This is a genomic window from Mesorhizobium sp. M0243 (assembly GCF_040321775.1).
Taxonomy (GTDB): Bacteria; Pseudomonadota; Alphaproteobacteria; order Rhizobiales; family Rhizobiaceae; genus Mesorhizobium.
Map to the genome: position 1 here is coordinate 311,159 of NZ_JAMYSF010000001.1, position 14,003 is coordinate 325,161.

Annotated in this window: 15 protein-coding genes; 5 read left to right on the forward strand and 10 right to left on the reverse strand. The window is 61.0% G+C overall.

Annotation, left to right across the window (positions count from 1 at the left end; all coding sequences use genetic code 11):
- Positions 1-96 precede the first annotated feature (96 nt).
- Genes NKJ11_RS01420 through NKJ11_RS01430 form a run of 3 tightly spaced genes read left to right on the forward strand, consistent with a single transcriptional unit; the run spans position 97 to position 3,923 of the window.
- Positions 97-972, forward strand: coding sequence for an ABC transporter substrate-binding protein (locus tag NKJ11_RS01420; RefSeq protein ID WP_352792529.1), 876 nt, complete (start codon positions 97-99; stop codon positions 970-972).
- Complete coding sequence (gene fhuB / locus NKJ11_RS01425; protein ID WP_352792530.1) at positions 965-3,016, forward strand: Fe(3+)-hydroxamate ABC transporter permease FhuB; 2,052 nt, start codon at positions 965-967, stop codon at positions 3,014-3,016. Before NKJ11_RS01420 ends, fhuB begins: the two co-directional genes overlap by 8 nt.
- Before the next feature lie 25 nt (positions 3,017-3,041).
- Positions 3,042-3,923 (forward strand): alpha/beta hydrolase, encoded by an 882-nt coding sequence (locus NKJ11_RS01430; protein WP_352792531.1) that lies wholly within the window; start codon positions 3,042-3,044, stop codon positions 3,921-3,923.
- Here NKJ11_RS01430 and NKJ11_RS01435 read toward each other — a convergent pair.
- From NKJ11_RS01435 to NKJ11_RS01455, 5 genes are all read right to left on the reverse strand, one after another.
- Positions 3,920-5,029 (reverse strand): DUF4432 family protein, encoded by a 1,110-nt coding sequence (locus NKJ11_RS01435; protein WP_352612184.1) that lies wholly within the window; start codon positions 5,027-5,029, stop codon positions 3,920-3,922. The genes NKJ11_RS01430 and NKJ11_RS01435 overlap by 4 nt on opposite strands.
- A gap of 175 nt (positions 5,030-5,204) precedes the next feature.
- A complete protein-coding gene (locus tag NKJ11_RS01440; protein WP_023813918.1) occupies positions 5,205-5,642 on the reverse strand; it encodes a hypothetical protein in 438 nt (145 codons plus the stop codon).
- A 229-nt stretch (positions 5,643-5,871) separates the two neighbouring features.
- Positions 5,872-6,381, reverse strand: a complete 510-nt coding sequence (locus tag NKJ11_RS01445; RefSeq protein WP_352441449.1) for an RES family NAD+ phosphorylase — start codon at positions 6,379-6,381, stop codon at positions 5,872-5,874.
- A complete protein-coding gene (gene parS, locus NKJ11_RS01450; protein ID WP_352554104.1) occupies positions 6,378-6,863 on the reverse strand; it encodes a type II RES/Xre toxin-antitoxin system antitoxin in 486 nt (161 codons plus the stop codon). Before parS ends, NKJ11_RS01445 begins: the two co-directional genes overlap by 4 nt.
- A 576-nt stretch (positions 6,864-7,439) precedes the next feature.
- Entirely contained in the window at positions 7,440-8,033 is a 594-nt protein-coding gene (locus NKJ11_RS01455) for a GIY-YIG nuclease family protein (RefSeq protein ID WP_023736263.1), read from the reverse strand.
- 15 nt (positions 8,034-8,048) lie between these two features.
- On the opposite strand from NKJ11_RS01455, the gene NKJ11_RS01460 reads away from it, so the two are divergent.
- Entirely contained in the window at positions 8,049-8,267 is a 219-nt protein-coding gene (locus tag NKJ11_RS01460; protein WP_352792532.1) for a Shedu anti-phage system protein SduA domain-containing protein, read from the forward strand.
- 67 nt (positions 8,268-8,334) lie between these two features.
- Here NKJ11_RS01460 and NKJ11_RS01465 read toward each other — a convergent pair whose 3' ends face one another.
- The 3 genes from NKJ11_RS01465 to NKJ11_RS01475 all read right to left on the reverse strand — a co-directional run bounded on the left by NKJ11_RS01465 (position 8,335) and on the right by NKJ11_RS01475 (position 9,861).
- Complete coding sequence (locus NKJ11_RS01465) at positions 8,335-8,811, reverse strand: hypothetical protein (RefSeq protein ID WP_352792533.1); 477 nt, start codon at positions 8,809-8,811, stop codon at positions 8,335-8,337.
- Positions 8,812-9,052: 241 nt separating this feature from the next.
- Positions 9,053-9,349 carry a putative endonuclease domain-containing protein gene (locus NKJ11_RS01470; protein ID WP_352792534.1) on the reverse strand — a complete coding sequence of 99 codons (297 nt, stop codon included), beginning with the start codon at positions 9,347-9,349 and terminating at the stop codon, positions 9,053-9,055.
- Positions 9,343-9,861, reverse strand: coding sequence for an AbiJ-related protein (locus NKJ11_RS01475; protein ID WP_352792535.1), 519 nt, complete (start codon positions 9,859-9,861; stop codon positions 9,343-9,345). The genes NKJ11_RS01470 and NKJ11_RS01475 overlap by 7 nt, the downstream gene beginning before the upstream one ends.
- Positions 9,862-10,266: 405 nt before the next feature.
- Here NKJ11_RS01475 and NKJ11_RS01480 point away from each other — a divergent pair, with 405 nt between their 5' ends.
- Positions 10,267-10,497 (forward strand): hypothetical protein, encoded by a 231-nt coding sequence (locus NKJ11_RS01480; RefSeq protein ID WP_023736267.1) that lies wholly within the window; start codon positions 10,267-10,269, stop codon positions 10,495-10,497.
- A gap of 284 nt (positions 10,498-10,781) precedes the next feature.
- Here NKJ11_RS01480 and NKJ11_RS01485 read toward each other — a convergent pair whose 3' ends face one another.
- Positions 10,782-12,095 carry an HlyD family type I secretion periplasmic adaptor subunit gene (locus NKJ11_RS01485; protein ID WP_352441440.1) on the reverse strand — a complete coding sequence of 438 codons (1,314 nt, stop codon included), beginning with the start codon at positions 12,093-12,095 and terminating at the stop codon, positions 10,782-10,784.
- Entirely contained in the window at positions 12,070-13,845 is a 1,776-nt protein-coding gene (locus NKJ11_RS01490) for a type I secretion system permease/ATPase (RefSeq protein WP_352792609.1), read from the reverse strand. The genes NKJ11_RS01485 and NKJ11_RS01490 overlap by 26 nt, the downstream gene beginning before the upstream one ends.
- Positions 13,846-14,003 lie beyond the last annotated feature (158 nt).

A 14,003-nucleotide genomic window follows, 5' to 3' on the forward strand; every position in this document is an offset into this window, starting at 1 on the left:
CAGTGGTCACTGGAGACCGTATCCCGAAAAGCAGGGCACGCCGCATTGCAGAGAGACCGAGAGCCCAGAGCCGCGTCCGATCACTTGCGCAGCCGAATGACCCGGCGCCAGGCGCTCGGGCTTTTCACGCTGCCGTTCGCCGGCATGGGGTTCTCCACGGCTGAAGCCCGTCCGTTGCGCATAGTCTGCCTGGATGACGGGTTGACCGAGACCTTGCTCATGCTCGGCGTCAGCCCGGTCGCCATTGCCGATCGGGAGGTCTGGGAGAATTGGGTGGTCGAGCCGCGGCTGCCGCCCGACATCGCCGATCTCGGCACGCTGCTCGAGCCCAATCTCGAATTTCTGCAGCAGCTCAGGCCCGACATCATCCTGTCCATGCCGTATCTTGACGGCATCAAGCCGCTGCTCGAACGCGTGGCTCCGGTGACGACGATCGGTCTCTACACCGAAGCCGGGCAGCCCTATCAGCACGCCGTCGAGGCGACGCGCCAGCTCGCCGGGCTTGTCGGCAAGGAAAGCGAAGGCGAAGCGCTGATCGTGGCGACAGACGCGTATTTTACGGAAGTTCGCCAGCAACTGGCGCCGCTGTCGGCACGGCCGATCTATGTCGTCAGCTTCCTGGACCCCCGCAATGTGCGCGTCTACGGCGCAAAGAGCCTGTTTCAGGAGGTGTTCGACCGCATCGGGCTCAGCAACGCGTGGACGGCCGAGACCAATTACTGGGGGTTTTCGACCGTCGGTATCGACGGGCTGGCAACATCCAGCGATGCGCGCCTCGCCTATCTCGAACCCTTGCCTGAGGGCGCTGGCGGCACGCTGACCGAAAGTCCGGTCTGGAACGCCATGCCTTTCGTGCGCAACCGCTCGATCATGCGCCTTCCTGCCGTCCTGATGTTTGGCGCGCTTCCATCCGCGCGCCGTTTTGCTCGGGTCCTGGCGTCGGCGATGACCGCGGAGGCCGCCCATGGCTGAGGATGCCGCGGCCGTCACTCAAGAAGGAAAGCTTGCGCCGTCGGGCCGCGCCTTGCCATGGGGCTCTCTTGGCAATCAGCCGGTAGGCGCGATCCTGCTTTGCGCGGTGCTGCTCGCGGCGGCGATCGCGGCAACCGTCTCGAACCTCACCGTGCAGCTGCCATCGGCGCTCTGGCTCCAATCGCTCGCCGCCCCGGATATTGATGATATGCGGCAGGTGCTCGTCCACTACGCCTTCCTGCCCAGGCTTGCCGTCAGCCTTTTATGCGGTGCGGCGCTCGGGCTTGCCGGAACCGTCCTGCAGCAGGTTCTGCGCAACCCGCTTGCCTCGCCCGAAACGGTCGGCGTCTCGGCGGGCGCCTATCTGGCGCTGGCACTAGCAACGCTTCTGTCACCGTCGCTGCTTGCCTTTGGCCGCGAATGGGTGGCGCTGGGCGGCGCATTGGTTGCCCTTGCCGCCGTCATCGCTCTGTCCTGGCACAAAGGCCTGTCACCGCTTTCGGTCGTGCTGGCGGGGCTTGTCGTCAGTCTCTATGCCGGCGCTATCGGCGCTGCCCTCATTGTGCTGCGGCATGAATGGTTGGCCGGCCTGTTCATCTGGGGCGCCGGTTCGCTGGGCCAGCAGGACTGGTCGACGACACTGTGGCTGTTGCCACGCATCGGCAGCGCGGCACTGGCGATCTTCCTCATGGTGCGGCCGCTGGCCCTGCTTGGTCTCGACGATGAAGGCGCGCGCAGCCTTGGCGTGCCGCTCGGCGCCTATCGCTTCGCAGGACTGGCGGCCGCGGTCGCCCTGATCGCGTTTGTTGTTGCCGCTGTCGGCGTCATCGGTTTCGTCGGCCTGGCCGCGGCGACGCTCGCGCGCGTCGGCGGTGCCCGGCGGCTGGGCCAACAACTGGTGATGGCGCCACTGATCGGCGGGGCGCTGTTATGGACAGCCGACCAGGCCGTACAGATCGCCACTGGACCGCAAGGCGACCTGCTGCCGACCGGAGCGATCACAGCACTTCTCGGCGCGCCTCTGCTTCTCTGGCTGCTGCCGCGCCTTGCTCTTGGCTCGGAAGCCCCGACCTTGATGGCCGCGCGCCTACCGCGCGCAAGCCGGCCCGGCCTTATACTGACGGCGATCGGCCTGGCCCTGCTTTTGCTGCTCGGGCTGGCCCTGCTCTATGGACCGGGTCCACATGGCTGGACCTTCGCCTTCGGCGACGAGCTGCAGCCTTTGCTGTCGTGGCGGTGGCCTCGTGTGCTTGCCGCGCTGAGCGCCGGGGCGATGCTGGCGCTCGCCGGGCTGATGATGCAGCGGCTGACCGGCAATCCGATGGCCAGCCCGGAAGTGCTTGGCATCAGCGCCGGTGCTGCGCTCGGCATGATGGTGGCGCTGTTTGCGCTCTCCGATGCCGGACGTCCGGTTCAGACGGCGGCGGCAACCATCGGCGCCTTCGCCGCTTTGCTGGTGATGCTGGCGATCGGCGGCCGTGCCGCCTATGCGCCGGAGCGGCTGCTGCTCGCAGGCGTTGCCCTGACGGCCTTGTTCGACGCGCTGATCCTGGTGCTCACCGCCACCGGCGATCCGCGTGCCATGCTGCTGCTCAACTGGCTGACCGGCTCGACCTATGGCGTCGATGTCGGTGACGCCTTGCTGACCGGTGGTATCGCCGTCTGCCTCTTCGCGCTCGCGCCTTTCTTCATGCGCTGGCTCGACATCCTGCCGCTTGGCCCCGCCGCTGTGCAGGGCCTTGGCATTGACCTGAAGAGGACGCGGCTTTTCGTGCTTCTGGTGGTCGCGGCACTCACCGCAGCCTCGACGCTGATCGTCGGTCCGCTGACCTTCATCGGCCTGATGGCGCCGCACCTTGCCCGTCGCCTTGGCCTGTCCCGTGCGCTGCCGCAGGCCATTGGCGCGGTGCTCGCCGGCGCGCTGATCATGGTCGCCGCCGACTGGGTGGGCCGCACCGCCATCTTCCCGCGCCAGATCCCGGCCGGTCTCGTCGCCACGCTCATCGGCGGCCCGGTGCTGATGTGGCTGCTGCGCCGCCGCTGACTTTTTTGTCCCTCTGGAGATATCCATGTCCAAGTCGATGGCGGCGCCAGCCTTGATTGCCGACACCACGATCCACGACTTCGTCCCGGCGCAGGGCGGCGCCCCCTGGCGGATATTCCTGCATGTGCCGTCCGGGCCGGTGCCAGAAGCCGGCTGGCCGGTCCTCTACATGACCGACGGCAATGCCGTCATCGGCACGGCGGTCGACGCCATGCGCGCGCAGGCCTTCTATCCAACGGGCACCAATGTCGGCTGGGGCGTCATCGTCGCCATTGGCTATCCCGTCGAGGGCGGCTACGACCCGTTGCGCCGCTCATGGGACCTCGGCCCGCCGCCGGGCAAGACCTATCCGCCCTTCTACGAGGGCACGCCCGAAGTCCGGACGGGTGGGGCAGCGGAATTCCTTGCCTTCATCGAAGACGAGCTGAAGCCATGGGTCGCCGGTCGGGTCACGGTCGACACAAGCCGCCAGGCGCTTTATGGCCATTCTTTCGGTGGTCTGTTTGCGCTCTATGCCTTGTTCACGCGGCCTTCTGACTTCCAGACCTGGATCGCGGCGAGCCCCGCCCTCTATTGGGAAGAGCGTGCCATCGACCGCTTTCTCGAAACCTTCGAGGCCGCCGTTCCCGCTGGTTTGGCGGCGACCATGATCCTGTCGGCCGGCGAGTACGAGACCGAGAAGCTGGCACCGTTCCAGATTGGCGCCGAGGACGAGGAAAAGCGCCTGCGGCAGAAGAAGGTGACACGCACCGACGAATTCGCGCGGGCAATGGCGCAGCGGCTTGATGCTCTCCCGGGCGTGCGCGCGCGCTTCGAGCTGCACGCCGGCGAGAACCACATGTCGATCCTGCCGGTCACGGTCAATCGCGCGGTTCAGGCAGCGTTTGCGGTCAGGGCTTGCGACTAACGGCCTTCACCTCTCAACGCTGCGATGGCTTGTTCCCGTTGTGCGGCTGCGTCCGCGTCCATAGCGCCAAAACGCAGGGCACAGCGGAATTTTTCCCCGGGTACGACGCGAACCAGGCGGCCTCTTTCCTTGGCCGCAAGATAGCCGTCTGGTTCGGCGGTGGCCGGCAGCACGAGGCCAAGTGCGTCCTGGTCGGCGCCGCGCGTGATCCAGCGGACGGCATAATTGAGCTCGTCGGGGCGAAAGCTGACGAAATCCGCCGTACGGTCCGGATGGACCTGCAAGGCGTGCGCCCAGCCCTGGAGGTCCGCCTTAGCCCTCATCGTCAGCACGAGTTCTGGGTCGATCGGCTCGCCCTTGGTCAGCAGGCGATGCCGCGAAGGATCGGCGACAACGGCATCGCGGTAAGCAAGGTAGCTTTCGCTCGGTGTGAAAAAGGGCGGCAGCGTCTGGCGCACGACAATGTCCGCGGAATCATCCGCTACGGTGTCGACCAGGCGCCCGCCGTCGGCCGGCTTGAAATTGATGTGCGCCAGGTACATCAACTCCATGGCCGAGCGTTTCAGGTTCTCGATCACGATGTCGACTGCGACGCTGCTGGCATCGAGTTGCAGCCGTACGGTCGGCTCCATCACATAGTCATGGCTGAAAGCGACGGTCTGTCGGCAGCGCCCCGTCAGCGCCATGAAGGGTCCTTCGGAATTGCTGCCGGCGATCAGTTGCACGTCCTGATAAGGCGCATTGGGCAGATCGCCGTGAAGCGGGTGACGATCATCCGGGCCCGGATTTCCCATTGCGGTAGCGCCGCAGTGAATGAAGAACGCGCCGTAGTTGGAAAGATAGTCCCGGGTCGCGACCGGCTCATCGAACATCGAGCGCATGGTCAGGGAGCGGCCGAGGAAGGTCACGTCCCAGATCTGCTGTCCTTGGAACGGCAGCATGACGATTTCGCCCTTCGCGTTGCTGATCCGAAGCCCGGCAACGCCGGATCGATAGCGAAAGGCGGTGGCGACAAGCCCGCGATAGCGCGCGACGATGGTTTCCGACGGGCCGAACTGCTCGGGCACGAGGTCGACGAAGACGTGATCGGAGTGGTCCAGATGCATTGTTTCGACCTCTATCTTCCGCAAGTGTGCGTGCCGATAGTCGCAGGAAACATCTGGAAATCAACGGCAGCACGCCTCACAGCTTCTGCCAGGACGGCTGGTGGAAAAGTCTCTTCGCACCCTCCTGGGAGAGCGCTCGAAACTGCAAGCTTGCCAGGCAATATCCCGCGATTGCCTATCCGCGAGCCGGCGGCAGCTCGAACAAAGTGGCGCCATTCTCCCGGCCGCGCTCGACATAGCCGATAACGCCAAACCATCTTGCGACATCCGGCCCCTGCAGCCAGCTGCGCGAGTGGATGGCGAGGTTGCCGGCGAGCGCCTGGATGTGCCGGATATGCCGCTTGCAGAAGCGAACGGTCGCCGCACGGAAGAAATCCTCCCGTGCGGCGAACAGCGTGTCGGCGGCGTCGCTGTTCTCGTGCCAGGCGATAATCGCCACGGCCTTGTCGCCCTCGACAAGCGCGTGCGCGCGGCCCTCCTTCAAATTCATCATCAGATTGTCGTAGGCGATCTTGCTGTCCTTGCCGGCCGCCACGTATTCGTCCGACATCCGCTTGGACAGACCGCGAAAGACATCCTCCAGATCCCCAAGCGTTGCTGCGCGTGCTCTCATTTCACCTCCTGCAGCCCCGGCAGGCAGTTTGCCCCAGGGTTGACGGGTGGCCAAGCAAATTAAATCCGCATGCAGGCAGAAGAGCGCAAACTTGTTTCGGCCAATGATGCTTGCGGTGACCGGTTGGCCAGCTTTTATGGCCACCCTGCTGGCCGTCACCAAGCGGCAGATATTTTGGCTGCGACTCCCGGTGAGCCGACGCCTTGCACACAGCGCCCACGCGGCCAGATTAGCGGCCGGCCGGGGGATGCAGCCTTGTGTCGAGAGCAAAAGTTTCCTGGAGCTTCAGCGCATAGGTATCTGTCGCTACGCTTGCCACGAAGATCAAGTTCCAGCTATGTGAAGAGACCGCACTCGGTATCGCCACCACGCGATGGCCCATCAGAAGGTCATCCCCGAATGCCTGCTGACCCGCGCTTGGTATGCCGGGGCGCAGCCAGTTCGGATTGGGCACGCTTGCAGGATCGACGACATGTATAGCCGATGCATCGCTGATGACAGCGGCTGTTAACGTGTGAGGAACTGTGTCGAGGGCGCGAAAACCCTTATGTACGGCGACTTCGAGGATAGCCGTGGCGGGATCGATCGAGCAGTACACAGCTCTTACGCCCTTGCTGTTCCAGCGGCCGCCCACCCGATAGGCACCTTCGCCACTATTCCATGTCGCGGCATGGACGGCCTGGTCAAGCCGCCACGCGATGAGTTCCGTTCCTCCGAGCGCTATTGGCAGAGGCGTCATGCATAGACGCCGTATTCAAGCCGTTCGAGATAGTCTTCGACCAGTTCCACGCCGGCGGGAGTGCCCAGAAGATCGATCGGACGGCGCTGGTCGAGACCGATCGCCGGGCGCTCCAACCATTGCTCAGCTTCCGCCTGCGTACCGAGGACATCCGTCGCCTTCGCCAGGATCTCTGCGAATTTCCAAGTCCGTCCGCTTTGCTCTTGGCTAAGAGGCTTGGATGGAGCGTCTTTGCGGCGCTGCCAGGTTCGCAGGCTCATACCAACCGCCTTTTCGAGGGACGCCGTCTTGTCAATGAAGACCAGTTGTCCGACGAGATGGTTTAGCGCCGAGGCCGGCAGGCCACTTAGAAGCAATTCATGCGCATCAAGTGCGCTGGTCAATCGACGCGACAATATACGAGACCCGCCGAGCAGTGCCTCCACTCGTTGGAGACCGCCGTCTCTCGCTTCCGTAACGACCTTATCCGCCGTAGCCGTCATGTGCGCCTCCTGCGTCAACTGTCGCGTAAAATATGACAGTTGACGGCGGCGATTTCAAGTGGGCAGCGGGCGCTGCTTGAACCCAGTCCGGAAGATATGACCGAGTGCGCGGCGTCGGTAGCCAGATGATTAGAATTAAGGCCGGAAAGGCGGTCGTATCTGACGTAGTGGGCAGGGTCTTGACGGCGCGCAAGACGGCTAAGCGTCCAACGATTAAGTCATTTATATTGTTTGGAAAATGGTGCCCAGAGGCGGAATCCAAGTGAAGAAAATCCCGTTTTCCTTTCAGAGACTTATACGAAGGCTAGTCGCATCTGCTACCAACAGAAATACCAACAAAATATTTCTGTGGATTGGTTCGGTTCCTGCTATTTCTCTCAATGCCTCGCACCTGCACCTTGTCTCTTCCGGTTCGGTCTAGATCCTTCTTGGGTTATTTATCATCATGCAGGGGGTCGAGTGAAGACCACGGCTGCCCAAGACCACTCAATGAGAACGGATGGCCGCTTGCGGCCCAAATGCGCCTGATGTCGGTCGTTCATTCGCTGTGCAAATGGTCCCAAAAGCCGCCGTCGTCTAAGCTAACCTGCTACGTCGCGCCTTACTTGCACGCCCTACTTTCAAGCGCTCTTCGTACTCCTTCCAAGCCATATAGTCTTCCTCGTTGTCAAAATCGGGCTGTGAGAAATCGGTGAGTTCATCGCAGCTTAAACAGTGAAACATCTGCGATGCGTCCTGAAAGTGCATGCCGCACAAGCAGCCACAAAACGGGCAGCACTCTTCAAGCTCGAGGTTGCTCCAGTCCCAGACGCCGAGATATTCAGGTGAGCCGTCACGATCGTGACCGACGACTTCAAAGGCATCTGCATTCTTTTCGACGAAACCCTTGATGCCCGCGCGTTTCAGATCCTCGAGAATGTCGGCGGGTTGAAGGTAGAACCACTCTCTGGCGCTACTCCCTCCATGCCGGCCAATGTTATGCGCTGCATATTTCTCGTGGAGCCGCCTTTCCGTTTCGGCCTCATTCTCCGCTTCGATCCACCCCACTACCTTTAGCGGGCGCGAGTTGCCGGTCTGTAAGGCACCTCGACGACCTCTAAGGTTCGTCGCGCGACCGATCTTCATCCGCCAATCGGCGTTATTCTCCTCGAGGATGAAATAAATGGGCATCGCTAATCGCCTCCCATGTCAAACAAGCTACGCGGCTCTTACGTGCGATCCTGTCTCGTCATCGGTTCGCTGGCCGAATTTCAATTTGATCGTGGGACGAATCTCCCGAAGTTTCGCTCATTCGAGCTTCACCGGCGCCACACCAATCGCCCAGAAATTGTCACGTTCGATGAGTTGTTGGAGCGCGCGAGGTTCATCGTGGAACATGGTCCAGAGCAGATGGATCAAGGTTGATTGTCAACAGGGATGCTGCGTGTAGTGCAGGCCTCCGCTCACCGCGCTTGACTACCCACAATCCGACCTACCCGTGGTCGCCTGCTGACGCGCAACTTTTGGCTGTTAGAAGCCGACACGCCAGCTCAGGCCCACCCCATCGCGTTGCGAATGTCTCGGATACTTCAAACCAGCTGCCGTCATTGCCTGCACCATGGTTCTCGCCCATGCAGGAACATTCGCAATCGTGCCCAGTTGCGTTGAGGCAAGCAGGGGAACATTTCTCCTGCTCGCGGTACGGCTGAATAATGTAAACGCTGCGGTAGCGTACAAGCGCGCGATCGACGAAATCATTTAGCCAGGCTTTCGGCAAGTCCCAGCAACGCAGCTCCTCGATCCATTCCGGGCGATGCCGGCGTTCATTGCGCAGCCACTTGCGATTGCGTTCTCCGTAGGGCAACCGCACCCGTAATTTCTCGCCCTTACCGATGCGTCGCAAGATGACCGGGATGGCTTCTTGATTCCACACCCGCTTCAGCTGCGCGTCGTCGAACAAAAGGTCCATGTCATCTTTCCCCGAGCGGCCGTTATAGTACGCGTTCGTTGTGCCGCAAGCGAGGTCGCCCTGGCTGGCCTTGCGCCTTGCAGGAACGCGATGCGGTCGTCGAGCGCTGGCCTCGCGAGGAGGTCGCGCCGACCTATGGCCGCGTGAGGGCCGATCCAAGCTGCGGCATCGCTGCCGCTGACGCGCTCGCGGACCATGTGAAACCGCGCGAAGTCATCCTTTTGCCCGAGACCCGACACCCTCATTGCCGAATGCGGTGCAGCCGAAAAAGCTTCTCGAAGAAATCCGTGATCCTCGCCTCGGCACCGCTACCGACCAGTTCATTCGCGCCGAACCGGTAGACCTCATATCCTGCAAGGCGCAGTTCACGGTCAGCCGACACCATGTCGGCATAGACATTCAATGATGGGAGGTCGTTTTCCGAGAAATGGTGCTTGCCATCGACCTCGATCACGATGCGTTGACGGTTGCGAAGTAACATAAGGAAGTCCATGCGCTGACGCGGCAGAGGCAGTCGATGACGCAGGGTCTTCACCACTGCAGGGTCATAGTGAAGATAGACTTGGGCAGGAGTGCGGGCAACTCCTCGCCGAGGGCGGAGCGATAGGACTTGAAGTAGGTCGCGAAAAGCTTGCGTTCCGCGTCCGAGGCCAGCGATTCCTGAAGGCGCGCCCCGAGTTTTGCGGCATCTGCTCCCGGCGCAACCTCGCCCCACCAGGCGACGAGCTCCGACCACAGAAGTCCGCTCGCGCCGATCGGCCGGTCGTAAACAAGGCAGCTCTCTTCGCCGGACAGTATGACGATGTCGTTGTTGATCGCATCGGCGAAGCCGATCTCCGGCTTTGGTCCCCGCGAGGCAAAGATCAGGTTCTTCGGCCTGCCACCGACCCCGCGCACAACAGAGCGAAAACTGAAGAGCGGATGACCGGAGATTTCGCCATCCTGGGCCAGCTCATATCCATCCCGCGAAAGGACCTTGTTCAGGGCAGCGACCGTCTTCGCCTGCTCATCGCCAGATCGGGAAAGGGGGTGAACAGCCTGTTCGAGCAAAGCGCCGAACCTGGCCCTTGAACAATCGAAGGCCCCGATCTCAGATCGAGCCGACGGCAACGCAAGACGAAGAGACCGTCTCGATCGCGAGCCAGGTAATCTAATGCGACAATACCGCAGATCCCGTGCTCGCGGCCGTGCCTCCCGCCACTAACGACCCATCAGCCGAACCGGACGGCTTGCGCTTCCGTGCCCGTGCTGCGGCGGACGCATGATCATCATCGCGATGTTCGAACGGGGAGGCAGTTGCTCAGACCGCCACACCATTTTGTGATGCGATCTTTCAAAGAACGGCAAGTTGAAGCGCCATAGCCGACGCCTCCCGCGAGATTCTGACCTTCCTATGCATTGCACCCACAGTGAAGAGACCGTCGAGATGGATCTTTCGTTCAGAAGGAAACTGCCATGCGAACCACCGAACGTGATCGACCGCCTTCCGGCTGGTTTGTGGTCGACGTGATGCGCCGCGAAGCCCGGAAGTGGGACTGGACGGCGCTTATGACCGATACGCATCCTGATGACGATCTAGAAGCTCGGATCTTTGCGAAGCAGTGCTGGGTCCGCATTCCCGGCAAGCACCGAAACCGAGATGAGGCTTGGGATATGTTCGAGGCGATGTCAGCCACGCGGCACTGACTGACTTTCATTCCGCAGAAGAGAAACGAACAGCCCGCTGCCGCTGGTGGCGGTGTTTCGTGTCGCCTTTCATGTCGCGCACCATTAAAAACCGTTGAAAACCAAGGATACTCAGTTGCAACATGAAACGCGGACATTTCTGCATTTGAGGGTACGTTAAGATGCTAAATTCACTACAGAAAGAAGTGGTGACCAGAGGCAAATGAGGAAATATGTCTGTGCCTTCAGGTGTTACCACTCTCAAAGAAACCAAGAAATACAACAATATATTTCTGTGGCTTATTTCATTCCTCCCGGAATGTCCGACTGATTTGGTCCGACAGCGGCTTCACAAAATAGGAAAGCGCCGTACGCTCGCCCGTCTGGACCATCGCTTCGGCCGGCATGCCGGGCACGAGCGTCAGGTCCTTGAGCTTCGTCAGTTCCGCATGCGGAACCGATAGACGCACCAGGTAATACGAAATGCCGTTTTTTTCGTCCGTCGCCAGATCTGCTGCGATCCGGCTGACATATCCGTTCAATTCCGGCGTGGTTCTCAGATTGAAGGCTGACATCCGCAGCACGGCCTTGTGACCAAGCTGGATTTGGTCGATGTCCTTCGGGGTGATCCGTACTTCCAGCGCAAGATCGTCGCCTTTCGGCACGATTAGCATGATCGGATCGGCGGGCGTAATCACTCCGCCGACCGTATGAACTGCGAGTTGTTGAATGGTGCCTGACTGCGGCGCGACGATATCGATCCGTCGCAGTTCCTGTTCAGCCGCCACCTTGCGCTCACCATACTCCCCGATCTGCGCCTGAACCTCTCTGAGCTCCTGGCCGACTTCGGTCTTGAAATCCTGATCGATCTGCGGGATCTGCAGGCGCGTTTCGGCTATGCGGGCTGCTGTCTGTGCCTGATGTGCGATCTTCTCACCGCGTTCACCACCGAAAGTGGCAACCTGGATCTTCAGGCTGTTCAACCGTTGGTCCGAGACAATGCCTTGGTCGCGCAGCCCACTCAGAACAGCAATTTCCTTTAGGAGAACCTCGATCCTTTTTTCACAGGCAATTTCCTGCGCCTCGAATCCTTCGATCTCGTGGTGATATTGAGTAATGTGTTCCGCCAGTTGCGCCTGCTTTCCGTCGCGGGATTGTCTGCGGAATTCGAACAGCAGCGTCTCGCTATGTATTGCCGAAGCTACGTCCGGAACATCTCTTCGGGCGAGCAGCCAGTCCGGGAAGGCGATCTCCGCGAGATCGTCACGTTCAGCATCGAGTCTTGCCTGGTAGGCGGCGAGCTCATCGAGCCGCTTGGTGACTATGGCGAGATTGGCGCGCGTCTGGGTGGCATCGAGCCGCATGAGGATGTCGCCGGCTTTCACTTTATCGCCTTCGCGCACCAGGATTTCTCCCACCACCCCGCCGGTCGGGTGCTGCACCTTCTTGACATAGGAATCGACGACAAAGTGTCCGGACGCGACAACCGCACCGGAGAGATTCGTGAAGGCCGCCCAGGCTCCGGCTCCTCCCACAAAGATTACGCTCGCCAGAAGGCCCGCCACCAGGTGGCGGCGAATGGAGCTGGAAACGTCATTGTTCTGATGAATGCCGGACACCGGGATCCTCCATGTCAGCGCGCTCTCCCACGTGATCCTGTGTAGACTCGATGGCGTTGACGCCAGCGCCTCGTGCCATCGCTGTCCCCTTCAGGACTTTGGAAAGCGCTTCATCACGCGCACCGAATGCTCGCTGCCGTCCACCTTCCATCACCAACACCAAATCCACGGCGCGGATGGCGCTGGGCCGATGGGCGACGACAACCGCAATGCCCTTGCGCTCGCGCACGGAGGCGATCGCCTTAATGACCGCAGCCTCGCCTTCCGAATCGAGATTGGCATTGGGTTCATCCAGCACAACAAGGAAAGGGTCTCGATAAAGAGCACGGGCAAGGCCGATACGCTGGCGCTGCCCGGCGGAAAGTGCCGATCCGGCCTCACCGATCGGAGTTTCGTAGCCGTGCTCAAATCGGAGGATCAGTTCGTGCGTGCCCGCTGCTTTCGCCGCGGCGACAATAGCCTCAGGGTCAGGATTATCTTCAAAACGAGCGATGTTTTCGGCAATGGTGCCGTCGAACAGTTCAACACCTTGCGGCAGATAGCCGATATGACGGCCTAGTGCTTCCCGGTCCCATTGATCGAGGCTTGCGCTGTCGATGCGAACTTTTCCGGCGACCGGCGCCCATGCGCCGACGATGGCGCGCGAGAGTGTCGACTTGCCCGAGCCCGATGCACCGATGATCCCGAGTGCGCTTCCCGCCTGAATGGCAAACGCAAGGCCGGTCACGGTCGGCTTCCTTGCGCCGGGCGGAACGATTGTCACGCCTTCGAGGCGCAGTTCGCGTTCAGGTGCAGGCATTGGCATAACGGCAGCGGATTCAGGAACCTTTTCCAGGAGTTCCTCCAGCCGCGCCCAACCCTGGCGCGCCATGAGGAAAGGTTTCCAGCTTGAAATGGCCAGATCGACCGGAGCCAGCGCGCGCCCCATCATGATCGAACTGGCAATCATAACCCCGGCCGTAGCCTCCTGTCTGATGACAAGGTACGCGCCGACGGCAAGAATGGCCGATTGCAGCAGCACGCGCAGCGATTTTGAAATGGCACCCAGCCCACCTGCCACGTCCCCAGCTTTCCGGTTGGTGGCCAGAAACTTGGCATTGGCCTTTTGCCATCGGGCAGCGATCCGCTTTCCAAGACCGAGAGCTTGCACGACCTCGGCATTGCAACGCGCTGCTTGCAGCAGACCATTGCGTGCCATGTTGTGGGAAACGGTATCGCTTATCGGCCGTTGCGAGAGAGTGTTGGCAAGGAGTGTCAGAGATGTGAGGCCGACCGCCCCGATAAGTGCCGTCATGCCGATCCAGAAATGAAGGAGGAAGCAAATGCCAAGATAAAGCAGCATCCATGGCAGATCGAAGAACGCTGTCGGACCATTTCCACCTAAGAAGCCGCGAACATTGTCGAGATCGCGAAGCGGCTGTAAGCCGTCGCCCGGCATGCGCGTTGAAAGCGGAAGGCGAACGATCGCATTGTGAACGCGTCCGGAAAACTCTCCATCGAAACGCTCGCCAATCCGCAGCAGCACGCGGGCGCGCAAAATGTCGAGCAAGCATTGGAACGCATAAAGCCCCGCAGCAAGCACGACGAGCCCCACCAGCGTCGATACGCTGCCACTTGCCAGAACGCGGTCATAGACTTGAAGCATGAACAGCGGCGAGATCAGCGCAAGCACGTTGACCACGCCGCTGATCAACAGAATTCCCCAAATAGCGGAAGTCAGAGGGAAAGGTCTCAAAGCTGAATCCTTCATGGAATGGTTACTCACGTAGGTCTCCGTGAGGATCTGGCGACCCAGCTCCCTATATTGCTCCCCGAGCGGCAACCGACTCGCTGATTCAGGATCAGTGCTCCCGCCGAATTTGTTTGGTTTGGCATCTAATGGAGCGGGTCAACAACGACACCGTCCGG